At 59.0% G+C, this 22,656-nt stretch carries 20 protein-coding genes and 1 tRNA gene; 6 read left to right on the top strand and 15 right to left on the bottom strand.

Annotation, left to right across the window (positions count from 1 at the left end; translation table 11 throughout):
• Positions 1-33 precede the first annotated feature (33 nt).
• Together G560_RS0104390 and G560_RS0104385 are read right to left on the bottom strand one after the other, a co-directional pair.
• Positions 34-1,695, bottom strand: coding sequence for a Na/Pi cotransporter family protein (locus G560_RS0104390; RefSeq protein WP_022703095.1), 1,662 nt, complete (start codon positions 1,693-1,695; stop codon positions 34-36).
• Positions 1,696-1,961: 266 nt separating this feature from the next.
• The gene (locus tag G560_RS0104385) at positions 1,962-2,963 is read right to left on the bottom strand and encodes a hypothetical protein (protein ID WP_022703094.1); all 1,002 of its coding nucleotides are present in this window, start codon (positions 2,961-2,963) and stop codon (positions 1,962-1,964) included.
• Between the two features lie 88 nt (positions 2,964-3,051).
• On the opposite strand from G560_RS0104385, the gene G560_RS20240 reads away from it, so the two are divergent.
• Positions 3,052-3,489, top strand: coding sequence for a hypothetical protein (locus G560_RS20240; RefSeq protein WP_022703093.1), 438 nt, complete (start codon positions 3,052-3,054; stop codon positions 3,487-3,489).
• A 102-nt stretch (positions 3,490-3,591) separates the two neighbouring features.
• Here the strand turns inward: G560_RS20240 and G560_RS0104375 are convergent, their stop codons facing one another.
• The 3 genes from G560_RS0104375 to rpe are packed head-to-tail and all read right to left on the bottom strand — an operon-like array spanning position 3,592 to position 5,732.
• Positions 3,592-4,386, bottom strand: a complete 795-nt coding sequence (locus G560_RS0104375; RefSeq protein ID WP_022703092.1) for a dimethylarginine dimethylaminohydrolase family protein — start codon at positions 4,384-4,386, stop codon at positions 3,592-3,594.
• Between the two features lie 3 nt (positions 4,387-4,389).
• Positions 4,390-5,046 (bottom strand): phosphoglycolate phosphatase, encoded by a 657-nt coding sequence (gene gph / locus G560_RS0104370; RefSeq protein ID WP_022703091.1) that lies wholly within the window; start codon positions 5,044-5,046, stop codon positions 4,390-4,392.
• Complete coding sequence (gene rpe / locus G560_RS0104365; protein WP_022703090.1) at positions 5,043-5,732, bottom strand: ribulose-phosphate 3-epimerase; 690 nt, start codon at positions 5,730-5,732, stop codon at positions 5,043-5,045. The genes gph and rpe overlap by 4 nt, the downstream gene beginning before the upstream one ends.
• 195 nt (positions 5,733-5,927) lie before the next feature.
• Between rpe and G560_RS0104360 the strand changes: the two genes are divergently transcribed.
• Positions 5,928-7,043, top strand: a complete 1,116-nt coding sequence (locus tag G560_RS0104360; protein WP_022703089.1) for a mandelate racemase/muconate lactonizing enzyme family protein — start codon at positions 5,928-5,930, stop codon at positions 7,041-7,043.
• Positions 7,044-7,218: 175 nt separating this feature from the next.
• Here G560_RS0104360 and G560_RS0104355 read toward each other — a convergent pair whose 3' ends face one another.
• From G560_RS0104355 to G560_RS0104320, 7 genes are all read right to left on the bottom strand, one after another.
• Positions 7,219-8,613: an aspartate aminotransferase family protein gene (locus G560_RS0104355; protein WP_028913721.1), complete on the bottom strand. Its 1,395-nt coding sequence runs from the start codon at positions 8,611-8,613 to the stop codon at positions 7,219-7,221.
• 75 nt (positions 8,614-8,688) lie between these two features.
• Positions 8,689-9,354 carry a GntR family transcriptional regulator gene (locus G560_RS18530; RefSeq protein ID WP_022703087.1) on the bottom strand — a complete coding sequence of 222 codons (666 nt, stop codon included), beginning with the start codon at positions 9,352-9,354 and terminating at the stop codon, positions 8,689-8,691.
• A 57-nt stretch (positions 9,355-9,411) separates the two neighbouring features.
• A complete protein-coding gene (locus G560_RS18525) occupies positions 9,412-13,338 on the bottom strand; it encodes a non-ribosomal peptide synthetase (RefSeq protein WP_050525268.1) in 3,927 nt (1,308 codons plus the stop codon).
• On the bottom strand, positions 13,335-14,732 hold the full coding sequence (locus G560_RS18520) for an oligosaccharide flippase family protein (RefSeq protein ID WP_050525267.1): 1,398 nt from the start codon (positions 14,730-14,732) through the stop codon (positions 13,335-13,337). Before G560_RS18520 ends, G560_RS18525 begins: the two co-directional genes overlap by 4 nt.
• A 221-nt stretch (positions 14,733-14,953) precedes the next feature.
• Positions 14,954-16,066 carry an S-(hydroxymethyl)glutathione dehydrogenase/class III alcohol dehydrogenase gene (locus G560_RS0104335; RefSeq protein ID WP_028913720.1) on the bottom strand — a complete coding sequence of 371 codons (1,113 nt, stop codon included), beginning with the start codon at positions 16,064-16,066 and terminating at the stop codon, positions 14,954-14,956.
• Positions 16,067-16,256: 190 nt separating this feature from the next.
• Complete coding sequence (locus G560_RS21340) at positions 16,257-16,817, bottom strand: fatty acid desaturase (protein ID WP_231575909.1); 561 nt, start codon at positions 16,815-16,817, stop codon at positions 16,257-16,259.
• A gap of 530 nt (positions 16,818-17,347) precedes the next feature.
• Positions 17,348-17,431 (bottom strand) — tRNA-Tyr (locus G560_RS0104320).
• Positions 17,432-17,594: 163 nt separating this feature from the next.
• On the opposite strand from G560_RS0104320, the gene rlmB reads away from it, so the two are divergent.
• Together rlmB and G560_RS0104310 are read left to right on the top strand one after the other, a co-directional pair.
• The gene (gene rlmB / locus G560_RS0104315; protein ID WP_022703084.1) at positions 17,595-18,380 is read left to right on the top strand and encodes a 23S rRNA (guanosine(2251)-2'-O)-methyltransferase RlmB; all 786 of its coding nucleotides are present in this window, start codon (positions 17,595-17,597) and stop codon (positions 18,378-18,380) included.
• Between the two features lie 162 nt (positions 18,381-18,542).
• Positions 18,543-18,968, top strand: coding sequence for a CoA-binding protein (locus tag G560_RS0104310; protein ID WP_022703083.1), 426 nt, complete (start codon positions 18,543-18,545; stop codon positions 18,966-18,968).
• A 3-nt stretch (positions 18,969-18,971) separates the two neighbouring features.
• Here G560_RS0104310 and G560_RS0104305 read toward each other — a convergent pair whose 3' ends face one another.
• From G560_RS0104305 to hisA, 3 genes are all read right to left on the bottom strand, one after another.
• Positions 18,972-19,283 carry a phosphoribosyl-ATP diphosphatase gene (locus tag G560_RS0104305; RefSeq protein ID WP_022703082.1) on the bottom strand — a complete coding sequence of 104 codons (312 nt, stop codon included), beginning with the start codon at positions 19,281-19,283 and terminating at the stop codon, positions 18,972-18,974.
• On the bottom strand, positions 19,280-20,041 hold the full coding sequence (gene hisF / locus G560_RS0104300; RefSeq protein WP_022703081.1) for an imidazole glycerol phosphate synthase subunit HisF: 762 nt from the start codon (positions 20,039-20,041) through the stop codon (positions 19,280-19,282). The genes G560_RS0104305 and hisF overlap by 4 nt, the downstream gene beginning before the upstream one ends.
• A 113-nt stretch (positions 20,042-20,154) precedes the next feature.
• Positions 20,155-20,874 (bottom strand): 1-(5-phosphoribosyl)-5-[(5-phosphoribosylamino)methylideneamino]imidazole-4-carboxamide isomerase, encoded by a 720-nt coding sequence (hisA, locus tag G560_RS0104295; RefSeq protein WP_028913717.1) that lies wholly within the window; start codon positions 20,872-20,874, stop codon positions 20,155-20,157.
• Between the two features lie 173 nt (positions 20,875-21,047).
• Between hisA and G560_RS0104290 the strand changes: the two genes are divergently transcribed.
• Positions 21,048-21,431, top strand: a complete 384-nt coding sequence (locus G560_RS0104290; RefSeq protein WP_022703079.1) for a DUF2147 domain-containing protein — start codon at positions 21,048-21,050, stop codon at positions 21,429-21,431.
• Positions 21,432-21,519: 88 nt separating this feature from the next.
• Complete coding sequence (locus G560_RS0104285) at positions 21,520-22,440, top strand: DMT family transporter (RefSeq protein WP_022703078.1); 921 nt, start codon at positions 21,520-21,522, stop codon at positions 22,438-22,440.
• Positions 22,441-22,656 lie beyond the last annotated feature (216 nt).

Genomic DNA, 22,656 nt, shown 5'->3' with positions numbered 1-22,656 from the left:
TACTTCGCACCCAACCATCCCTTCAGCCGATCGTTAACTCGGCTGCGCAAGGCGGCTTTCCAACAAATGCCCGCTTTCCGTCAAAATAGGATAGGCCACCGTCACCAGCAACGAATTGATCTCTTTGAACGCCCTCACGGTTTCCAGATGAATATCCGATGTCTCAATACTATCGGCATGGGCGTTGCGCAGCCGTTCCAGATGGCGGTCATGGCTGTCGCGCTCCAGCTTGCGCATCGTTTCCTTCTCTTTCACCAACTGCCGCGCGCTTTCCACATCGCCCGACACCAGCACATTCAACGCCAGCTGCATATTCGCCTCGACCCGCCCGTGCAGCGTACACATCTCGGCCCAGCCCTCCGGCGAAAATCGCAAAGCCCGCTGCGCCCGCACCTCGGCCAAAGCCAAAAGGCTTTTGGCAATAATGTCGCCTATATATTCCAGATTGATGGAAAAGTCGGTCAGCTCCTTGCCCAGCTTGGCCTCACGTTCGCTCACCTTACCGCGCTGCACCTCGGCAATGAACAGCTTGATATCCCTGTGCTTGCGGTTGACTTGGATATCCAACGCCCGCACCCGTCCGATCTTGTCGAAATTACCGCCGTCCATTAATTCCATCACGGGCCGGTACATCGCAGCCACCGTTTCGCCCATATGCAGCAACTCGCGCTTTGCACTGGCCAGCGCCACAGTCGGGTTGCCGACTGACGCACGGTCCAACAGGCTGGCCACCGGCTCTAAGGTACCCGCAGTCTCCACCACAAGATCGGGCAAGATTAACGTGGCCAGACGTTCCATCGGGCGCACAAAAGGCAAGGCCACCACAACCAAAACGAGATTGAACGCCAGATGAAAGTTCACCAGTTGCACCGCCTCACTGCCGCCCAAATAGTGGATGGGCAGGTCCACCACCTGTAACAGCGTCAGCACCAACAGCGCCGCCACACCCCGAAAAATCAAGTTACCCACCGGAATACGCCGCGCCTGCAACTCCATCCCCCGCGTCAACCACACCGCAACAATCCCGCCGCCAAGGTTCGCCCCCAGTACCATCGGCAAGGCCACCTCCAGCGGCAACATCCCCCCCGTGGCAAACGTCACCAACAGCAAAACCGTTGCCACCGACGAATGCACAACCCAGGCAATCGCCCCCGCCACCAAGAACGCCGTCAACGGATCGCCGCGCAAATAGCCCATCAAGCCCGGCAACAGCGCAGAGTCGCGCAATGGTTCCGTCGCTTGCCCAACCATCTGCAAAGACAATAAAATAAACGCAATCCCCAGAACAATCCGTCCTGATTGCCGCACCGACCGCGCTTCAAATTTCAAAAACATCGTGGCACCGACCAACAACAGCAGCGGGATCAACCCCGACAGATCAAACGACAAAATTTTGACCACCAGCGCCGATCCCAGATCCGCCCCCAGCAGCGCCGCGATCCCGGTGCTGACCGTCAAAATTCCACTGGTCACAAACCCGGCTGCCAATATCCCGACCGCAGTCGAACTTTGCAAAACCACCGCCAGCACCATGCCAACCACAGCCATCTGCACCGTACCGCCCTTAGCGCCCCGCAAGGCCGCTTTCAGCCGCGTGCCATGCGCGCGTTCAACGCCAGTCCGCACCATCCGCACAGCCCAAAGCAACAGCATCACAGCACCGGCAAGATGGATCAGAAAAGCAACTGGCAGCATATAATTTCCTTGGTCCCTCGCGGCCCTATAGCCTATTCAGCGCGCTTACAGCCCATAAAACAAATCGGTAGTTTTAATGTACATATAAGACCACCCTATATAAGGTTGCGCTTAGGCGCTATGTCCAGCGCAGCGTCTTTTCCTACGTTGCTATGTGTGGCGGCTTTTCCCGCAGCGTGAAAGCGATTTTTCCAACACAGCCCGCGATTTCCGATCATGTCCGCAAGCTCAGGGATCGGTAAGACACCCTTGGGTTCAACGCGCGTTTAGCGCACCCAAAGCCCTTCGCGCTTGATCCGGTTGCGGATCATCTGCTCTTTGCGCGGCAAATCAGTGCGGTCAAACATCGCCCGCACCTCGGCACCCTTGCCTTGATAGACCATCTTCTTGAATGGCAAATACTCTTTTAACACCTTTTTCACTTGGTTCGGGGCCAAAACCTGCTCTAGCACCGCGACCGCCGCATCACTTTCGCGCGCATAAAACAGCGGCAGGGTGCGCCAATGGCAGGTCACATCCCCGTCCAACCCCGCCAGTTCCGGGCCCGGCCGCCCGCCGCCGAGCGAATGGATGGCCAACGGCAGCGCCACTTGGTCCAGCCAAGGGTTCAACGGCTGGCACACCAATTCGCGCGGGGCGTCATCACGGATCACCTGCGCATATTCGGCAAAGCGCTGCCCGAACACCTTGGGGCTTTGATAAAAGAACCACCCCGCGTTGAAATACAAATACCGCTGCCAATATTCATCGGGCTGCGATGTATCGAGGCTCGTCTCGAAATCCAAACCAAAGCGGTCGTAAAGCGATTTCCAGATCTGGTTATACCCCGGCCCGTACAGCTCTAGCACCGGCCATGTGCCTTCGCGCTTCATCGACGCCGAGGGGCGCATGAAATCGAACCCCACCGTATCCAGCGGTCCGGTGAAAATGGTGTCGGTATCCACAAACAAAAACGGCTCATCCGGCAAGGCGGCCAAACATTCGATCTTATTGCCATAAGGATAGGTCGACCCGAACAGCTTGGTCTCGAACGACACGACCTCGGCCCCGAAATCGGCCAGCAGGCCCAGAATGCCGGTGTCATAGATCATCGGGTCGCCATTCCACAACGGCCCGTTTTGCGGCACCGCGATGAACAAACGCCCCGCGAAATCGGGGTTGGTTGCGCGCAAACTGGCCGCGAGCAAAACCGCCTCGTATTGCAAACGCCCCGCTTGCGCCACGGCCACAATGTTAAACTGTTGGTTTTTCACACTCGCTTGCGTCATGCTGGTCCTGCCCCGTCCTATTCCTGCCCGATCTTATTTTTCGACCATTATACGGCGACCCATTCCATTTGAAAACATGAGGACACACATGAGGATCAAATCCACCGCAGCCGTGACCTTTCTGGCGCTGTCGCTGCCCCTTTTTGCCCAAACCGCCCCGCCAAGTGATTTTACGACGCCGCAAGGGGCGGCCTATATCCACCAACAGATCAAGGATCAGATCGTCTCTTTCACCGAAAATGGCGATCAGGATCTGATCTATTTCACCGCAATCCTTGCATGGCGCTGCGGCGTGCAAGAAATTTACTACGGCCTGAACGACGCGCCCATCGTCACCGCCTTGCCGCTTGAGCCGTGCAACCGCGATTTGCGCCAGCCCAACCAGTCGAAGTTCCGTGATCAGACCTATCCGATGTATATCACTGTCCCCAAAGGGTCAGCGCAATCGGTATCATTACGTGTGATTTATGAAGATGGGACCGTAGCTGAATTTGTGGCCGAGCGTGCCACGAATTTGGTGTTCTGATCCATGTCGGGATGGCTGAAAGAAGGGGGGCGCTGCCCCCCCCCCAAACGCATTGTGATGCAATGCGTCCCCCCCGGAGTATTTTTGCAAAGATGAACGCAATCAGCCGCGCGGTGTGAACCGCAAGCTAAGGCAAGACATGCCGCCATCGAGCTTGGCGCATTCGCTGTTGCCGACTTCGAGCACCTTAAACCCTGCCGCGTCCAAAGCGTCACGGGTCTTGGCAAAGCCTGACGGCATGATCACCAGATCGTTAAAGCGGATGGTGTTGGCGCAGGCTTCTTCCCCCTCGGCCGTATAGATGACCTTATAGCCGTCAAAACAGCCCGATGCCGCGAGGCGTTTGGTGGACAAGATGGTCTCTGCATCCAAAAGCGAGCAATCGGTTTTGAAATGCAGCACGCCCGGAGGGGTAAAGACCTCACGCACCGTGTGGCCCCAGTCCTTAACGAGCGCCGTCAATTCCACTATGCCTGCTGCATTGGTCCGCGCAGAACGGCCCACCAAAATCTCGGTTTCAGTCGTCAGAATATCGCCGCCTTCGATAAAGCTGTCAGGCCCCGAAATCTGCGGCACATCGGCGTAAAGCGCGCGCAGATGCGGGGCCATTCTGGCCGCCTCGCCCAAGCGGCTGGGCGCACCGGGGCGCATGACCACGGCCCCTTGCGGCAAGCACAGCGCCGTATCTTCAACGAACACCGAATCGGGAAACGCCTCCAGCGCCTCTAGCTCCACCACCTCGGCCCCTGTGCTGCGCAGCGCGGCGATGTAGTCAGCGTGATGCGCAAGCATTCGGGCCAAATCAGGGGTGCCTATATCAACTGCGCGCAGCCCCGCGGTGATGCTGACAGCGGGTTTGCGGGTGATTGCATGGGTAAAGCAGTAAGATGCAGTCATAGTCTAGCCTTTCATCAGGGCGGCAACCAAGCCCGACAACTGTTTGAAATCATTGAATGCGGCATCATGCGGCAAGTCATGCACAGGCGTCTTGCGATAACCTTCGGTATAGATCAGGAACGGCACCTTGGCATTGGCCGCCGTTTCGGCATCCACCTCGCTATCGCCGACATAGATCACCTGTGCGTGACCCAGATCCTTTGCGGCGGCCAGCAAAGGTGCTGGGTCAGGCTTGCGCTGGGACAAACTGTCGCCGCCGTAAACCACCCCGAAATACCCGTCCAACCGCAAATGGCGCAGGACCGCATGGGTCGGCGCAATTGGTTTGTTTGTGCAAATCCCCAAAACACAGCCCGCATCAATCAATGCCTCCAGCGCCGGCACAACACTGGGGTAAATCACCGTATTCTCAAACGCTGTATCATAGCGCGCGTTGAACCGCTGCACCATCGGCGCATGAAACGGCCCATCGGCCGCCTGCCCTGATGCCGCCAAGACCTGCCCGATCAGATGCCCGACCCCTTTGCCAATGAACCCGCGCAGCTGCGCCTCTGGCAACGGCGACATGCCCATTTCTTCCAAAACCGCATTGGCATTGGCGGCAATATCGGGCGCGCTATCAATCAGCGTCCCGTCCAGATCAAAAACAACCGCCGTCATTGCGCAGCCTTAGCCGCCGCCCGAATGGCCGCAATATTGGCGCCATAAGGTGCGGTATTCGAAACCGATCCCCCTTTGAACACAGCCGATCCCGCCACCAACACATCCGCCCCCGCAGCCGCCACCAAGGGCGCGGTCTCCACCGTCACCCCGCCGTCAATCTCAATATGCACAGGCCGATCCCCGATCATGGCCCGCAGCCGCGCGACCTTATCCACTTGGGAATGAATAAATTTTTGCCCGCCAAACCCAGGGTTCACCGTCATCACGCAAATCAAATCCACCATATCCAACAAATACGCCACAGCCTCCACAGGCGTACCGGGATTGATCGCCAACCCCGCCTTCGCCCCTGCCCCGCGAATGGCCTGCAAGGTCCGGTGAATATGCGGCCCCGCCTCCAGATGCGCCGAAATCACATCGGCCCCCGCATCCGCAAACGCCTCGATATAGCTGTCGACGGGGGCTATCATCAAATGCACATCCATCACACCCTTGATATGGGGCCGGATGGCCGCACAAGTCGCTGGGCCAAAGGTGATATTGGGCACAAAATGCCCGTCCATCACATCGACATGCACCCAATCCGCGCCCTCCGCCTCTATCGCGCGGCATTCCGCCCCGAAATTGGCAAAATCAGCGGCAAGGATGGACGGGGCAATCTTGATCTGGCGGTCGAATGTCATGGGGCAGCACTCCTCTATTAGGCCCCTTCTACTGCGCAACACCCAATCAGGTAAAGCGCCCAGTCCCCGCTTTCTCTTTGATCCAAATATCCTGGGGGGAATTCGCCTCAAGGCGAAGGGGGGCAACGCCCCCGCTACCGCTTGCCCAATCCCCAAATCTCCCCCAAACTCGCGCCAAACCCAGCGGAGCGTCCCATGCCCAAACTCACCCAAATCGAAACCTTCTCGAACGAATTCGTCTGCTTCACCAAACTCACGGCCCAAGACGGCGCGATTGGCTGGGGCCAAACCTCGACCTATAACGCCGATATCACCGCCCAAATCCTGCACCGCCAAATCGCCCCTTGGGCGCTGGGGGCCGATATCAACGGCACAGATGACATCCTCCCCCTGATCCAACGGATCGAGGAGCGGGAACATAAATTCCCCGGCTCCTACCGCTGCCGCGCCAATGCAGGCCTTGATACCGCTTTGTGGGATATGGAAGGGCGGCGCGCGCAAAAGCCGGTGGTCGAACTTCTCGGCGGCACTGCGCGCCCCATCCGCGCCTATGCCAGTTCCATGAAACGCGACATCACCCCGCAAGATGAGGCGGCCCGTTTCGTCAAACTGCGCGATACCTACGGCTATGACGCCTTCAAATGGCGGGTCGGGGCCGAATGTGGCCGCGACATCGACGAATGGCAGGGACGGACCGAAGAGGTGATCCCCGTCGTATCAAACGCCCTTGGCGATACCATAGCAAAGCTCGTCGATGGCAATTCAGGCTTTTCCCCAAAACGCGCCATCGCGGTCGGCCATCTCCTCGCCGACAACGGCATCAGCCACTTTGAAGAACCCACGCCCTATTGGGACCTTGACCAAACGCGGCAGGTCACGGCCGCCTTGGATATCGACGTCACCGGCGGCGAACAAGACTGGGACCTGTCCACTTGGAAACGCATGATCGACATGCGCGCCGTCGATATCGTGCAACCCGATGTAATGTATATGGGCGGCCTGTCGCGCACCCTTTTGGTGGCGGATATGGCCCACGCCGCAGGCATCCCTTGCACGCCGCATTCCGCCAACCTGTCGCTTGTCACCATTTGCACCATGCACCTTTTGGGGGCCATTCCCAATGCGGGCAAATACCTCGAATTCTCGATCGAGGGCGAAGATTACTATCCGTGGCAAGAGGGTCTGTTTCTGGGCAATCCTTTTGCTGTCACGGATGGTAAACTCCAAATCCCCCAAGGCCCGGGTTGGGGCGTTGATATCAACCCCGACTGGCTGGCCCGCAGCACACATCAAGTCAGCACACTGGCCTAAACCATTCCGAGTACAGCACAAACGCAAAAGGCCCGGCACTGCGCCGGGCCTTTTGGTTAGAGCGTTTCGACTTTAACTTGAAACACGACGCATCACATAACGCGTTGAAATCTCTGATTTCAGGCAGCGATATGTGATTCAGGTTTATGTCGAAACGCTTTAGGTAAAAACCAACTCAGGCTGAAACGAACAACCCGTCGCGGAGCAACCCATCATAGGTTTCGTCCAGCGACTTACGCGCGCGTTCAACCAACGTATCAATCTCGTCATGCGTGATGATAAACGGCGGCGCAATGATCATACGGTCGCCAACATGTCGCATCACCAAACCATTGGCAAAACAACGGGTCCGGCAGCGCAAACCAACATCGCCTTCGTTGCCCTTGAACTTGGCACGCTTGGCCTTGTCAGGGGTCAGCGCCAGCGTGCCCATCAACCCTACGGAATTGGCCTCTCCGACCAGCGGATGGTCCAAAAGCGTTTTCCACTTGGCCGCCAGATACGGCCCGACATCGTCACGCACCCGCGCTACCAAGGCCTCATCCTCGATGATCCGCAGGTTTTCCAACGCTACAGCCGCCGCAACCGGATGGCCGGAATAGGTATAGCCGTGGTTGAAATCCCCTGCCGCGACCGTATTGGCAATCTCGTCACTTACCAGCGACCCACCCATCGGAATATAGCCCGATGTCAACGTCTTGGCGACGGTGATGATATCAGGGCGAATGCCCATCGTGGTCGACCCGAACCAATTTCCGGTCCGGCCAAACCCTGTAATCACCTCATCCGCGATCAGCAAAATCTCGTACTTATCGCAGATGCGCTGAATTTCCGGCCAATAGGTGCTTGGCGGAATGATCACGCCGCCTGCGCCTTGGATTGGCTCGCCGATAAAGGCCGCAACATTGTCCTCACCGATTTCCAGAATCGCCGCTTCCAGCTGGCGCGCACGCTCCAACCCGAATTCTTCGGGCGTCATATCGCCGCCCTCGGCCCACCAATGCGGCTGGTCGATGTGGTGAATGCCCGGGATGATGGGCGTGCCTTGGTTTTGCATCGACGCCATGCCACCAAGGCTACCGCCCCCGATGGTCGACCCGTGATAGCCGTTCTTGCGGCTGATCAGCGTGGTCTTGGTCGGCTTGCCCTTCATCGCCCAATAATGCCGGACAAGGCGGATATTGGTGTCATTCGCCTCAGACCCCGAACTGCAATAAAACACATGGTTGATATTGTCCGGCGCAAGCTCGGCCAGCTTGGCGCTAAGTGCGATAACCGGCACATGGCTGGTCATGAAAAAAGTGTTATAAAACGGCAGTTCTTGCATCTGGCGGGCGGCGACATCCGCCAGCTCTTTGCGCCCATAGCCTACGCCAACGCACCACAGCCCCGACATGGCGTCCAGAATATCCAGCCCTTCGCTATCGGTGATCGTCACCCCTTTGGCCCGCGTGATGATCCGCGCGCCAACGGTGTTCAACGCGTTGCCATCGGTAAAGGGGTGCATGTGATGGGCCGCGTCGAGGGCCTGAAGCTCTTTGGTCGGCAAGTGATTGGTGATCGCGTTCATGATAAAAAGCTCCTGTTTGGCCGCGCCACGACAGCGGGACATGTTACCTACATAATATGATCAAATTATGCAAAGTCAATCCGCTCCGCCCCGCACCCCGCCTTCCTGCAAGGCGGCGATAATCTGATCCTGCCCTTGCACAATATCGTCGCGGATCGCGGCGGCCACATCGGCGGCCTGCCCCGCGCGCAAGGCCGCAATCGCCTCGGCATGTTTGTCGGGCAAATTGGCCGTGCCGTAGCGTCCGCAGACAATCCGCAATGACGGGCCGACACGCAGCCACAACCCCTGCACCATCGCCCCCAGAATATCGGCCCCCGATTGGGCATAAAGCGTCGTATGAAAACGATAGTTTTGTTCCAGATAGGCGCGAATATCACCTTGCCGGATCGCAGCATTCACCTGCGCATCAATCGTTTCCAACGCATCAATATCGCTTGAAACCATCCGTTTACAGGCCATTTCCGCCAAATGCGGCTCTATCGCCACGCGCGCGAACCCCAGTTCAACCAAATGCTTTGGCGTCAACTCGGGCACACTGACCCGCCGGTTGCCTTTGAACTCCAACGCGCCCTCGGCCGTCAGCCTGCGGATCGCCTCGCGCACCGGCGTGATCCCGCTGTCCAAGGCGGCATTCAGCCCTTGGATGGTGACCGCCTGACCGGGGGCCAATTCACCAAACAACACCATATCGCGGATGCGCCTGTACACAATCTCGTGGGCCGGCAGCTTGTCCATCATCCTATCCCCAACACCAACATCTCGCCGGGGTCAGTGTGAGGCATTTATGATCATATCTCAAGCCTGCTCTGTGCGCCCGATCGCCGCCGCCAAAACCGCTGCCACATCCAGCACCCCGGGCGCCTCAAGGATAGACAGATGGTTGCCCGATACATCCACCACCTCGAACCCGCCTTGCGCCACATCATGCCAACCCAATCCGTTCGCCACCGCCGCGTCACTGTCGAACAAACTGTCCTTGGCCCGGAAAATCATCATCCGCCCCGCATAGGGTTGCGGGTCATAATTCTCAATCGCCACCGCATTGGCCGCGACAAACCCGTCCACCGATGTCAACACCCGCGTGTCGCGCAAAACCCGTTCTTCAACGGCCAGTCGCAGCTTTTCCAGCCGGTGGCGCAGACTGTCCAACTTGCCCGCAATCAAATTGCGCGCATAGGGCATGCCGCCCCCACGGATCAACCGAAGATGCGCGCAAACCCATGCCATCCCGCGAATTTTGTCGCGCCCCGCAGGCCCCGCCGCATCCATCATCGCCAGCAAGCGCACCTCGCGCCCTGCCGCCCGCAGCTGTTGCGCCAGTTCCAGCGCCATATAACTGCCCAACGACACCGCAACCAACCCCACAGGGCCGGTTGGCCGATGCAACTGAATGGTCCGGAAATACAGCGCAGCCGTCTCCACCACACTGGTGGGCGTGTTCGCGCTCAGCAGCCCGACCGTCAGACCAAATATCGGTTGGTCCAGCCCCATTGCCTTGGCCAAAGGCCGAAAGAAACTGCCATTCACCCCCAACACATGCACCCCGTAAATCGGAATCCCTGTGCCAAGCGGCTGGATCGGCATCAAACAATCAAACAAGTTCGGTCCCGTTTCCCCAGATGCGCCAAGCAGTGCCGCCAAACCTTGCGGCGTTGGTGCGGCATGCACCTGCGCCACCGACAAACGCGTGTCAAATGCCGCTTCAATCTGCCCGATCAGTGTCAGCAATTGCAACGAATGCCCACCCAGATCAAAAAAAGACGCGCTGATTGCAGGTACTTCTATACCCAACACTTCAGCGAAAACCTGTGCAATTCTCGCGGCTTGCGGGTCAAACACCTCGGCATCGGCCAAGGCTTGCACTCCGCGCACGGGGGCTGCCAAACGCCGCACATCGGTTTTGCCCCCGGGTGTCTGCGGCCAATCGGTCACGAACACCACTTCGGGGCATTTCGACGGCGGCAGTTGCGTGGCAACATACCCCGCCACCCCCACCGCATCCGGCACGGCACCCGCATCGGACGGGCGCAACCAACCAATCAACCGCTGGTCAGACACCCCCACATGCGCCTCGGCAACACCCGGAATGGCCTCTAATACAGCCTCCACCTCGGCCGGCTCAATCCGGAACCCGCGCAGCTTTATCTGACGGTCCGACCGCCCCGCGACAACCGCCTGCCCGTCCTCGTTCCAATGCGCCATATCACCGCTGCAATAAACGCGGGCCTGCGGATCTGACTTTACAAACGGGTCCGGCACAAACCGCTGGGCGGTCAAATCCGGCTGGCTCAAATAGCCCATCGCCACCGCATCGCCGCCCACCCATAACGCGGCCCGCGCGCCCATCGGCGCAAGGCTGCCATCGGGGGCCCGCAAATAGGTCAGGGCATGGCCAAAGCTGCGGCCAACGGGCACTTGTGGCCCCACCACCGGTCCATTCGGTTCAAACATCGCGCAGGTAATTGTCGCCTCGGTCGGGCCATAAGCATTCATCAAACGCGGCATATCCGGCAAAGCCTGCCAGCGCGCCAAGGCATTGGGCGGCATCCGCTCGCCGCCCACAATCATCAGGCGCACAGCTTGGGGCAGCGTGGCTGTCCCCGCCTCAAGTGCGGCCAAAAGCACCTGCCAAAACCCCGTGGGCAGGTTCAAAACCGTAATCCCTTCGCTTGCCACACGGTCCACAAAGGCTTGCGGTGACGCCATCATCGCATCGTCGCGCAAAATCAGCGTGGCCCCTGCCAGCAGCGTCGGCACAATTTCCTCAATCGCCACATCAAAGCTCAGCGCGCCAAACTGCAAAACGCGGTCTTTTGGCGTCAAATCATAGGCCGCAATCGCCGCCAGCGCATGCGCCACCAGCCCCCTTTGCGACACAGCAACCCCCTTGGGCCTGCCCGTCGTCCCCGAGGTATAGATCACATAGGCCATCCGGTCGGCGGCCATCCCATCCCGCGTCGGCACATGTACAGGCGCATCGCGCCCCAAACCGTCCGACATCAGCGTGACAGGAAAGTCCGCCATCCAAGCCGCAGGTGCCTTGGTGAAAATCATGGCAAGCCCGCTGTCTTGCGCCATGTGCAACAACGACTCGGGCGGATAGGCGGGGTCCATCGGCAAAAACGCCGCCCCAACCTTGGACGCGGCCAGCAAAAGCGCTACAAACTCGGCGCTTCGCGGCAGGCACAGGCCAATAATCGCGCCTTGCCCAATTCCCGATTGCGCAAGGCAATGGGCCAACTGGTTGGCACGGGCATCCAATGTAGCAAAATCAAAACCATCCGTTTCGCCCGCAATCGCCAGGGCCGCAGCCGAAGGTTGGTTCGCGGCAACCGCTTCAAACGCCGTGGCCGCACAGGCGGGGCGTGGCTGTGGCACAGGCATGATTGGCTGGCCAAGGCGCAAAAGGTCTGCCGCCTCATCCGGCCCCAACATATCCAGATCGGCCAACACCGCATCGTCATCGGCAACCGCCATCGCGCCCAAAAGGCGGGTGGTATAGTCCAGATACCGCTGCGCCTCTTGCGCCGCGATCCGGCTTGGCATGTATTCCAACTGCAACTGCAACGCCGCATCATTATAGGCGGCCAGCGTCAGCGGCATCGCCCCTTGTTCAAACAGCTCGACCCGCCGTTTGGCCCAAGCCCCGCCTTGCGCCCGCATCGCCGCGTTCAGGCTTTGGCGTTCCACCATCACAAGGCTGTCAAATAGCGGCGTGCCATTGGGAATGTCACAAACGGCTGCAATGTCGGACAGGCCCAACCCTTCATGCGGGCGCTGCGCCAGCAAATCGGCACGAACCGCACGCAGTACATCGTTCAAACGGGTCGCGGGGCCAATCGCCATGCGCAGCGGTTGCGTGGTGATCAAGCAGCCCACCATATCGCGCGCCTCGGGCGTCAAATACCGCCCCGACCGCGTGACACCGAACATCACATCGCCCTGCCCCGATACCCGCGACAGCACAATGCCCCAAGCCGCCTGCACCATCGTGGCAAAACTTGCCCCCACATCGGCCGCACGCTGCATCAACGCTGCCGATTGCGTCTCTGTCAGGGCGGCGCGCAGGGTCCGGTTGCCTGTGGCCTTCGTCGCGTTCTCAGGCGCGTGGTCGACAAACCCGATGCGCGTTGGCGTATCCAGCCCCGCCAGATACCTCGCAAACATCGCCCGCGCAGGGGCCGGATCCACCTGCGCCAGCGCGTCACACATCGGCCCAAAGGCTGGCCGCACGGCAAATCCTGTGCCCAGCCCGTCATAGTCGGCAAACACGTCTTTCAGCACCGCCTGAAAGCTGCGCCCATCCAAACACACATGCGAAAAGGTCCAGACCAAAACATTTCGCCCACTGCCTTGCAACAAGGTCAACCGCCAGCCATCGCCGCGCGTCAAATCCACACCGCGCGCGCGGTCTTGTGCCAACCAGTCCGCCAATCCGGTCAGGCCAAAATCTTGCGTGACCAAGGGCGCGGCAAAGGCGGGCATAACGGTTTGCCGCACCCGCCCCGCCGCATCTTGGCCCACCGCCAAACGCATCGCGGGATGGTGCGCAATCGCCGCACTCCACGCTTGCGCCATCCGGCCCGCGTCAACCACGGCCTCCAAATGTATCACAACCTGCTCAAGGTTGACCGCCCCATCGCCTTGCGCGCTAATTTCATAGACCATACCGGCCTGAATGGGCGTAACTGCAAAACCTGTGCCGTGGGTAAAATCGTTCATCCGATCCCCCCCCCGCCGTGGAACCCGCCGCCCGACCCAGGCACCAAAAGCAGCACATGCGCCCAGTTCACCCACAGCGCGAACAGCCCCAGCGCAAAGGCCAGCGCCAAAAACACCGCATCATGGCGCGCATCCCAAACCTTATGCCGCCACGCCAGCCGCGCGATAAAGGGCAGATACAGTAGCATCGCCACCGCTTGCCCAACCATCGCACCCGCCAACCCAAGGTAATACGCGCCAACCAAAAAACCAGCCGTTTGCAACGTCGCCTTGGCCGCGCTGACCACAAAGAACCCCTTGCTATCCCCCTGTGCCAGCGCTGCCTGATCATAGGTCAAAAACACCACTACAATCATCTGCACCGCGCAAATCGCCACCATCACGCCCCCTGCCGAAAGATAGCGGTCGTCATAGAGAAGGTGCACAATCCACGGCCCCGCCAGCGCGAAAAACGCCAAGGCCAAAATCAACCCGCCCGTCACGAAAAACCGGATCCGCTCCAACCGCTTGCGCGCAACGGGGTCGTTTTCACTATGCTCACGGTAAATGGGTATCAACACCCGCGCCGTGACCGTAGACCCAAGCATGATGGGAAACATCGCCAAAAACGCGCCGATATTGTAAACGCCCAAGCCCTCAATCGACAGGAATTTCCCCAAAATCGCACGGTCGCCTTGTGACACCAAAAACCCGCACACGGACGACAGAAAAATCCAGAACCCGAAATGGATCAACTCTTGCCCCGCGGCTTTTTCCCAGCGCAAACGGTTGCTCTCACCGGGTAAAAACAGCGTCAGCAACGCCAGCCGCAGTGCCGCCGTAATCACCCCGCCAAGGGCCAAAGCCCAAACCGACCGCATCTCATAGGCCAAAAACAGCATGATCAAAATGCCAATCAGCGTCGACAGCAGGTCCAACACCGTCAACCGCCCCAGCAGCAAATGCCGGTTCGCCGTATCCACCCGCGTCGGTTCAAACCCAGCAAACAGCAAGGACAGGCTGGCCACCGGCAGCAGCATTGCAATCAACGGTTGGTCATAAAACAGCGCCGCCGGATAGGCCAGAATGCAGGCCGTCAGCCACAACATCCCGCCGCGCAAAATTTGTAACGTCCAAGCCGTGTTCAGGAAATCCGGATCATCCCCACGCTTGCTTTGCATGATCGCAGGGCCGGTGCCCATATCGGAAAACAGCGTCAGCCCTACCAACAGCACCGTCACCAAGGCCATAATCCCGAACGCCTCGGGAAACAGCAACCGCGTCAAAATCAGGTTCGACGACAGCCGAAACCCTTGCGCCGCGAAAAACGACAGCGCCGTCCACGCCGACCCACGGGCCGCACGCGCCATAATTCCAACTGGCTGGGGCACGTCCCCCACGGGTTCACCGTTCATCTTCTCTTACGCCCTCAACAAACCTGCGACATCGACACGACCCAAAAACACCCCAATGGCAACCATCATGCCAAAGCGGTTACAGCAACTTTGTTAACGCTTGCCAAACCCTTGTGGCAAGAACATGGCGTAGGGGGCCCAAGCGTCACATAAAAACGGCCAAGGGCGCCTGCCCCCAGCCGTTCACGACGATCAAATACCGTCAAACCTGTTGCGGATGCTTAAAACTCAACCACGGCCCGAATGGATTCGCCACGGTGCATCAACTCAAACCCTTCGTTGATCTGGTCCAAGGTCAGCTTGTGGGTGATCATCGGGTCAATCTCGATTTTGCCGTTCATGTACCAATCGACAAACTTTGGCACATCCGTGCGCCCCTTGGCCCCGCCAAAGGCCGTGCCGCGCCACACCCGCCCTGTCACCAGTTGGAACGGCCGCGTCGAAATCTCGGCCCCCGCAGGTGCCACGCCGATGATAATGCTTTCGCCCCAGCCTTTGTGTGCTGCCTCCAGCGCGGTGCGCATCACTTTCGTATTGCCCGTGGCATCAAAGGTGTAATCCGCGCCGCCCTTGGTCAACTCCACCAAATGCGCCACCAAATCGCCCTCTACCTTGCTGGGGTTCACAAAATCGGTCAGCCCGAAATACCGCGCAATCTCTTCCTTGCTGTCATTCAGATCGACCCCGACCACTTGGTCCGCGCCTGCCATGCGCAGCCCCTGAATCACGTTCAACCCGATCCCGCCCAACCCAAACACAATACAGCGCGCGCCAATCTCCACCTTGGCCGTGTTGATCACCGCCCCGATGCCGGTGGTCACGCCACACCCGATATAGCAAATCTTGTCGAACGGCGCGTCCTTACGCACCTTGGCCAGCGCAATCTCGGGGATCACCGTATGGTTGGCAAAGGTCGAACACCCCATGTAGTGATGGATCGGCGTGCCATCCAGCATCGAAAACCGCGTGGTGCCATCCGGCATCTGCCCCCGCCCTTGGGTCAGGCGGATTTTCTGGCACAGGTTGGTTTTGCCCGACAGGCAATATTCGCATTCGCGGCACTCTGGCGTATAGAGAGGGATCACATGGTCCCCCACCTCCAGCGTGGTCACACCCTCGCCAATCGCCAGCACAATGCCCGCGCCTTCATGCCCCAGAATCGCTGGGAAAATCCCTTCAGGGTCATCGCCCGACCGCGTAAACTCATCCGTATGGCACAGGCCTGTGGCCTTGATTTCCACCAAAACCTCACCCGCCTTCGGGCCTTCCAGATTGACCTCCATAATCTCCAGCGGTTTTCCGGGGGCAACGGCTACGGCAGCACGGGTGCGCATCATGGGTAAAGTCTCCTAAGTCAGGTCCAATTTTGCCGCATCTTGCACAGCCCTGCCCCCAACCGCAAGCGTAGGGTGGGTGCCAACCCACCGCTCCGCCACTCCGCACCACCTTCCCCCTTTAACCCCGCGTGATACGTGCGGTGAAACCCACCATACCCCTGCGTCGTCACCGCCAAATGGGGCCGCATCACCCTATGCAACGCGGGCAGTTGATGAAACGGCACCATGGGAAAGCTGTGATGTTCCGCATGATAGAGCCTGTCCACGCCAAGGCGCGGATCAGGCCGTTGGTATAGGTGGTGCGCGAATTTTCCAGCATATTGGCGACAAAGGCGCAGCGCCCCTGTTTGGCCAGCAAATACAGCCGCAAAAACGGCTGCCCAAGGGTCAAAGGGATAAGCCAGATCGACAGCAGAACAGGGCTTTTCACCCAAAGGCTTACCCCCAACAGCAGCGCATAACCCAAAAGATAGATCCGCGTCTCCCAACTTATGGCCGCATATCGCGCAACGGGCACATAGGCCCCAAGCGTGCCGCCAAAGGCAGTCCTGACCAGCGTTTTTACATGACTGTCCCAATTCGGCTCCCCCGACAGGTGCCACAGATGGGCCCGCCATACCTCGGGCTTGGGGCTGTGAAGTTTAGGGGCTTTGCCCGGAATTTGGGTAAAACGGTGGTGAGCAAAGTGGAAATATCGAAACCAATTGGCCGGAAGCAACAGTACAAAGCTGCAAACATGCCCGACAATCCTATTCAGTCCGTCGCTCGCAAAGAGCGTCTTGTGGCTGATTTCATGCTACACGTGAACAAAAACACCAAAGCGATGCCCAAAGACAGCATAACCAGCGCCCAAAACGGTGCTGCGGCAAGGATCAATCCCACCAACAGGCAAATCGCCCCCCTAATGCCCAGCCAAATGCCGTAACCTCGGCGCATCGGCGGTTTGCGTCAACCGCGCGCGTGTCTCTTGCGGCAAACCTGCCAGACACACCTTGTGATCCATCTGCCCTGGCCCTCGCGCTTTGCTGCCACAAGGCACTGACACAGGGACATTGCACAAGAAAAATGGTTTGGTCCGCCGCGTCTATGTCCACACCTGTCCGCGTTAAAATTCGGTTAACAAGAATCGCATTGTAAATATATATCAATGACTTACATAAATGTCCGCGCGCGAACACTTGCAGACATCCGGCCTCATTCCGGCTAAGAACATGAAAAAAGGGCCGCAGATTGCTCTGCCGACCCCTTGTTCTGATCATCCTTTCCCTTGGGAAAGAATGGTGGGCGATCCTGGAATCGAACCAGGCGTGAGTCGCCTCGAGGGAGTTACAGTCCCCTGCCACACCTTGCGGCCTATCGCCCACTAAGCGGGGTCAATAATGCGCCCCTTGGGGGGCGTCAAGCGTAAAGCTGCGGTTTTTTGCGGTAAACATCGCAATCCCCCCCTTACCCCGTTTTCCCCTTGCACCCCTTCGTCGCAATGCCCATTCTTGGCCCCAATCAGCCGTTTAGGGGCAACAAAGACATGACGAACCAAAAACCCACCTGGGTCATCGATAAAGAACGCGCCAAACGGCAAGCAGCGAATGAAACCGTCTGGCTCTTCGGCCTCCATGCTGTTCGTGACGCCCTGATGAATCCGGCCCGCGAAAAGCTTCGGCTCGTGGTTACAAAAAACGCGGCTGACAAGTTGATGGAAGCGATCGAGGCCAGCGGGATGGACCCCGAAATCGTAGACCCGCGCAAATTTGACGTGCCTATTGATGAAGGCTCGGTCCACCAAGGGGCGGCCTTGCAGGCCAAGCCCCTGAACTGGGGCAAGCTGGATGAGGTGGCGATTTCCGGTAACGGCGCGCCCTTGGTGGTCCTCCTCGACCGCGTAACCGACCCTCATAACGTCGGCGCGGTCCTCCGCTCGGCCGAAGTCTTCGGCGCCCGCGCCGTCATCGCCCCGCACCGCCATTCAGCCCCCGAAACGGGCGCGCTGGCCAAAACAGCAAGCGGTGCCTTGGAACGCCAGCCCTATCTTCGCGTCCCCAACCTGTCGGACGCGATGGAAGAGTTGCGGGCGATGGGCTATGTCCTGATCGGCCTTGCCGGCGAAACGGACACCGATCTTACGACCGCCTTGGCCCAAGCCGGCAGCCGACCCGTCGCCCTTGTTTTGGGGGCCGAAGGGCCGGGTCTGCGCGAAAAAACCCGCGAGACCTGCGATGTTCTGGCCCGAATTCCGGCCGCAGGCGGGTTTGGCTCGCTCAACGTCTCAAACGCTGCAGCGATCTCTCTCTATGCGGCATCAACACGGACTTAATAACAAATGCGAGAGCGGACCTTTTATCGCCGCCAAAGCACCCCATATGTTAAATATGACGCCGGGTTCGGAACTCCCGATGTCCCTTTACTGTCCCTCGTTCCGCACTTGCGCCCGGCCCTTTTGGGCACGGGCGCTTTTTTTGACACAAGGACACGTTCCATGACCCAGACCGATGATCAAATCCGCGCGATTTTGCAGAACTCCAAAGTGATCGCACTTGTTGGGGCCTCTATGAACCCTGACCGCCCCAGTTACGGTGTGATGCGTTTTTTGCTATCCAAAGGCCATAGGGTGATCCCCGTCAACCCGGGCCATGAAGGGCAGGTTTTGCACGGCCAAACCATCTATGCCACGCTCAAGGACATTCCAAAAGACGCAGCGGTCGATTTGGTCGACGTGTTTCGCGCCTCGGATGCCGTGGTGCCGATTGTTGAACAAGCCTTGGCCGATTTACCTCAGTTGCGCACGATCTGGCTTCAGTTGGGCGTGCAAAGTGCTGCGGGCGCGGATTTGGCGCAGGCACATGGTGTCACAATGGTCCAAAACCGCTGCCCCGCCATCGAATACCCACGTTTGGGGCTCTAGCACTTAAGGTCGCATGGCCTTTTCCTTGATGCCCGAGGTACCTTCGCGCCGCTCTAATTCGGCCAGCACATCCTTGAGCGTCACATCCCGCGCAGCGAGCATAACCAGCAAATGATAGATCACATCTGCAGCCTCGGCGGTCAGTTTGGCCCGATCGCCTTTGACCGCCTCAATGATCGCCTCTACCGCCTCTTCGCCAAACTTCTCGGCGCATTTTTCAGGGCCTTTGGCCAACAGCTTGGCAGTCCAGCTTATGTCAGCATCGCTACCTTTGCGGGTGGCTATGGTTTCGGCAAGCCTGTCCAACGCGCTCATGTCAACCTCATGGGGATGCCAGCAGCGGCCATATGGGCCTTGGCCTGGGCGACAGTGAAATCGCCGAAATGAAAGATAGAAGCGGCAAGGACTGCAGATGCGCCGCCAAGCGTGACACCTTCGACCAAGTGATCCAGCGTGCCGACCCCGCCCGAGGCGATGACCGGCACCGACACCGCATCGGAAATCGCGCGCGTTAGCGGCAGGTTGAACCCTGCCCGCGTGCCGTCACGGTCCATTGAGGTGAGCAGGATTTCTCCGGCCCCTTTGGCTGCGACGGTGCGGGCAAATTCCACGGCATCAATACCTGTGGCCTTGCGCCCTCCATGGGTGAAAATCTCCCATTTGCCGGGGGACACAGTTTTGGCATCAATGGCGACGACGATGCATTGGCTGCCAAACCGGTCGGCGGCCTCGGCCACCACATCGGGATTTGCGACGGCGGCCGAATTGAAACTGACCTTATCGGCACCTGCGAGCAGCAAGGCACGGACATCTTCGTGGGTACGCACACCGCCACCCACCGTCAGCGGCATAAAGCATTGTTCAGCGGTGCGGGTAACCAGATCGAACATTGTGCCACGGTTTTCGTGGGTGGCGTGGATGTCCAAAAAACACAGCTCATCCGCGCCAGCGGCGTCATAGGCGCGTGCCGCCTCGACCGGATCCCCCGCATCGCGCAGGCCCACGAAATTCACACCTTTGACCACACGGCCATCGGCGACATCTAGGCAAGGGATGATGCGGGTTTTCAGCATGGTTTTGTTTTACGCCTTTAATAGGGGGGCGGGCAAGTGGGGATCGGGGCGGGGGCTTTGCCCCCCTTGGCCTGAAGGCCAATTCACCCCAAGGTATTTGAACAAAGATGAAATCAGGATTTCAACGCGTTGAGTGCTGTAGCGAGGTCAATTGCACCATCGTACAGCGCGCGGCCCGAAATGGCGCCAGAGATAATGTTGGTGTCGCGCAGCGCAGTCAGGTCGGCCATCGACGACACGCCACCTGATGCGATTACGGGGATAGTAACGGCACGGGCCAATGCCTCAGTTGCCGCGATATTGGGGCCTTGCATCGCCCCGTCGCGGTCGATGTCGGTGTAGATGATGGCCGCAACGCCCGCATCTTCAAAGCTGCGGGCAAGGTCCGTGACCATGACATCAGTTTCATGCGCCCAGCCTTTAGTTGCCACGCGACCATTTCGGGCATCAATGCCCACCGCCACCTTGCCGGGAAAGGCCAAGGCCGCTTCGCGGACCAATGCAGGGTTTTCCACAGCCACCGTGCCAAGGATGACGCGCGACAGGCCTTTGGACAGCCATCCTTCGATCGTGGCCATATCGCGAATACCGCCGCCCAGTTGGCAAGGCACTTTGACGCGTTTGAGGATCGCCTCGACCGCCGCAGCGTTGACAGGCTGGCCCGCAAAGGCGCCGTTCAGATCGACCAGATGCACCCATTCGCAACCCGCAGCTTCAAACGCTGCGGCTTGGGCGGCGGGGTCATCGCCGAACACTGTGGCCGCCTCCATTTCACCGCGCAACAAGCGCACGCATTGGCCGTCTTTAAGGTCGATGGCGGGGTATAGGATCATCTTACGCTCCGGTGTGGTGACAATTCGCGGGACTTGGGCTTTTGCCTGCGTCTTTGGCACAGGGGGGCGGAAATGCCAAGATGCGGGGGGCGTCCGTTTCGACCCCACGTCACGCTTGATTGGCACGCGATTCCGCAGCATTGCTGTGGCAACAGGCTTTGGGAGGAGCAGATATGAAGACCTTAATGATAGCTGCCGCATTGGCATTGGTTGCAGGTATGGCGCAGGCCGCAGATCCCGTTATGGGCTCATGGAAAACCCAGGTTGATGACGGGGCCTATGCGCATATCAAAATGGTGCCTTGCGCCGGTAAGATTTGCGGCGTGATCGAGAAATCCTTTAATGACAAAGGCGAATTCAAGTCACCAAACACCGGTAAAAAGCTGGTTTGGGACATGGATGCAAATGGGGGTGGTGCCTATTCGGGCGGCAAAATCTGGCAGCCATCCACCGGCAAAGAATACAAGTCAACGATGGCGCTGAACGGTGATGTCCTGAAGGTTTCGGGATGTTTCGGGCCAATTTGCAAGAAACAAACTTGGACCCGCATAAAATAAGCGCAGGATTCGGGTCGTAGACCAGTTTGGCGACTGCTAGGTGGGGACAACCCTGATCAGGAGCACCCCCGTGCAAGACCAGATGAAGATGAGCGGCTTTGATTGGCTGCTACTTGCAGCACTGTCCCTGTTGTGGGGCGGATCGTTTTTCTTTGTGCAGCTGGCGGTGGGGCACTTGCCTGCCTTTACGATTGTGTTTTTGCGGGTGTCTTTGGCGGCCACGGCACTGGGGTTGGTTCTGTGGACCACGGGCACACCATTTCCAAAGGGGTGGCCGGTTTGGCAAGCGCTGCTGGTAATGGGTGTTTTGAACAACGCCCTGCCGTTCAGCTTTTTCGTGCTGGCGCAGGGTGAAACTGGTAGTGCCTTGGCCGCGATTTTGAACGCTACTACGCCGCTGTTTACGCTGCTGGTTGCCCATTTTGGCACGACGGATGAACGGTTGAACAGGGCCAAGGTGATAGGCCTCGGGCTTGGCTTTGGCGGCGTTGTGGTGATGATGGGCGGGGCGGCGTTGGCAGGAAATGCCGCAACAGTTTGGGCTCAGGTGGCCTGCCTTGCCGCGGCCCTGTGCTATGCAATTGCAGGCGTGTGGGGGCGGCGGTTCAAACGTTTGGGCGTGCCGCCTTTGGCCACAGCGTTCGGGATGCTGGCATCGTCAACCCTGATGCTGCTGCCGTTGGTCTTGGTGGTCGACCGGCCTTGGACAGCGCCTGTGCCCGGTTGGGTGCCACTGGCAGCAATTGGGGGTTTGGCGCTGCTGTCCACTGCACTCGCCTATCTGATCTACTTCCGGCTGCTGGCCAGCGCGGGGGCAGTGAATCTTGCGCTCGTGACCTTCCTGATTCCCGTCAGCGCGATTGGTTTGGCCGTGCTGGTGCTGGGCGAAACGCTGGCCTTGCGACATGTCGCTGGGATGACGTTGATCGGGTTGGGCCTGACCGTGATCGACGGGCGCTTGCGGCAAAGATTTCGCCGTAAGTCAAATACCAAGCGACCCATCGCCTAGGCCAGTTTCTCCATCGCCTTGTTCTCCAGCTAAGAATTGCCCTGTCACCTGCTCCGGTCGCGCTGCGGCCTCGTTGATAGGGATACCGCCACCCTTGCCGCCGTGCAATAACAACGGGAAACACCTTGGAAGCACTTTGACTGAAAACGGGGGGTGCGCATCGCCCACGTGCACAACCTTATATCAGCAAAGGCCACGGCGATGCCGAATTGGTTG

The sequence above is a fragment of the Pseudorhodobacter ferrugineus DSM 5888 genome (assembly GCF_000420745.1).
In the GTDB taxonomy this organism is placed as follows: domain Bacteria; phylum Pseudomonadota; class Alphaproteobacteria; order Rhodobacterales; family Rhodobacteraceae; genus Pseudorhodobacter; species Pseudorhodobacter ferrugineus.
The sequence above is the reverse complement of the archived record's forward strand: the minus strand, read 5'-3'. Positions and strand labels throughout refer to the sequence as shown.

Excerpts from the sequence above, each read along its gene's own strand:
- G560_RS0104390 (WP_022703095.1), bottom strand. The coding sequence starts at position 1,695 with ATGCTGCCAGTTGCTTTTCTGATCCATCTTGCCGGTGCTGTGATGCTG.
- G560_RS0104385 (WP_022703094.1), bottom strand. The coding sequence starts at position 2,963 with ATGACGCAAGCGAGTGTGAAAAACCAACAGTTTAACATTGTGGCCGTG.
- G560_RS20240 (WP_022703093.1), top strand. The coding sequence starts at position 3,052 with ATGAGGATCAAATCCACCGCAGCCGTGACCTTTCTGGCGCTGTCGCTG.
- G560_RS0104375 (WP_022703092.1), bottom strand. The coding sequence starts at position 4,386 with ATGACTGCATCTTACTGCTTTACCCATGCAATCACCCGCAAACCCGCT.
- gph (WP_022703091.1), bottom strand. The coding sequence starts at position 5,046 with ATGACGGCGGTTGTTTTTGATCTGGACGGGACGCTGATTGATAGCGCG.
- rpe (WP_022703090.1), bottom strand. The coding sequence starts at position 5,732 with ATGACATTCGACCGCCAGATCAAGATTGCCCCGTCCATCCTTGCCGCT.
- G560_RS0104360 (WP_022703089.1), top strand. The coding sequence starts at position 5,928 with ATGCCCAAACTCACCCAAATCGAAACCTTCTCGAACGAATTCGTCTGC.
- G560_RS0104355 (WP_028913721.1), bottom strand. The coding sequence starts at position 8,613 with ATGAACGCGATCACCAATCACTTGCCGACCAAAGAGCTTCAGGCCCTC.
- G560_RS18530 (WP_022703087.1), bottom strand. The coding sequence starts at position 9,354 with ATGATGGACAAGCTGCCGGCCCACGAGATTGTGTACAGGCGCATCCGC.
- G560_RS18525 (WP_050525268.1), bottom strand. The coding sequence starts at position 13,338 with ATGAACGATTTTACCCACGGCACAGGTTTTGCAGTTACGCCCATTCAG.
- G560_RS18520 (WP_050525267.1), bottom strand. The coding sequence starts at position 14,732 with ATGAACGGTGAACCCGTGGGGGACGTGCCCCAGCCAGTTGGAATTATG.
- G560_RS0104335 (WP_028913720.1), bottom strand. The coding sequence starts at position 16,066 with ATGCGCACCCGTGCTGCCGTAGCCGTTGCCCCCGGAAAACCGCTGGAG.
- rlmB (WP_022703084.1), top strand. The coding sequence starts at position 17,595 with ATGACGAACCAAAAACCCACCTGGGTCATCGATAAAGAACGCGCCAAA.
- G560_RS0104310 (WP_022703083.1), top strand. The coding sequence starts at position 18,543 with ATGACCCAGACCGATGATCAAATCCGCGCGATTTTGCAGAACTCCAAA.
- G560_RS0104305 (WP_022703082.1), bottom strand. The coding sequence starts at position 19,283 with ATGAGCGCGTTGGACAGGCTTGCCGAAACCATAGCCACCCGCAAAGGT.
- hisF (WP_022703081.1), bottom strand. The coding sequence starts at position 20,041 with ATGCTGAAAACCCGCATCATCCCTTGCCTAGATGTCGCCGATGGCCGT.
- hisA (WP_028913717.1), bottom strand. The coding sequence starts at position 20,874 with ATGATCCTATACCCCGCCATCGACCTTAAAGACGGCCAATGCGTGCGC.
- G560_RS0104290 (WP_022703079.1), top strand. The coding sequence starts at position 21,048 with ATGAAGACCTTAATGATAGCTGCCGCATTGGCATTGGTTGCAGGTATG.
- G560_RS0104285 (WP_022703078.1), top strand. The coding sequence starts at position 21,520 with ATGAGCGGCTTTGATTGGCTGCTACTTGCAGCACTGTCCCTGTTGTGG.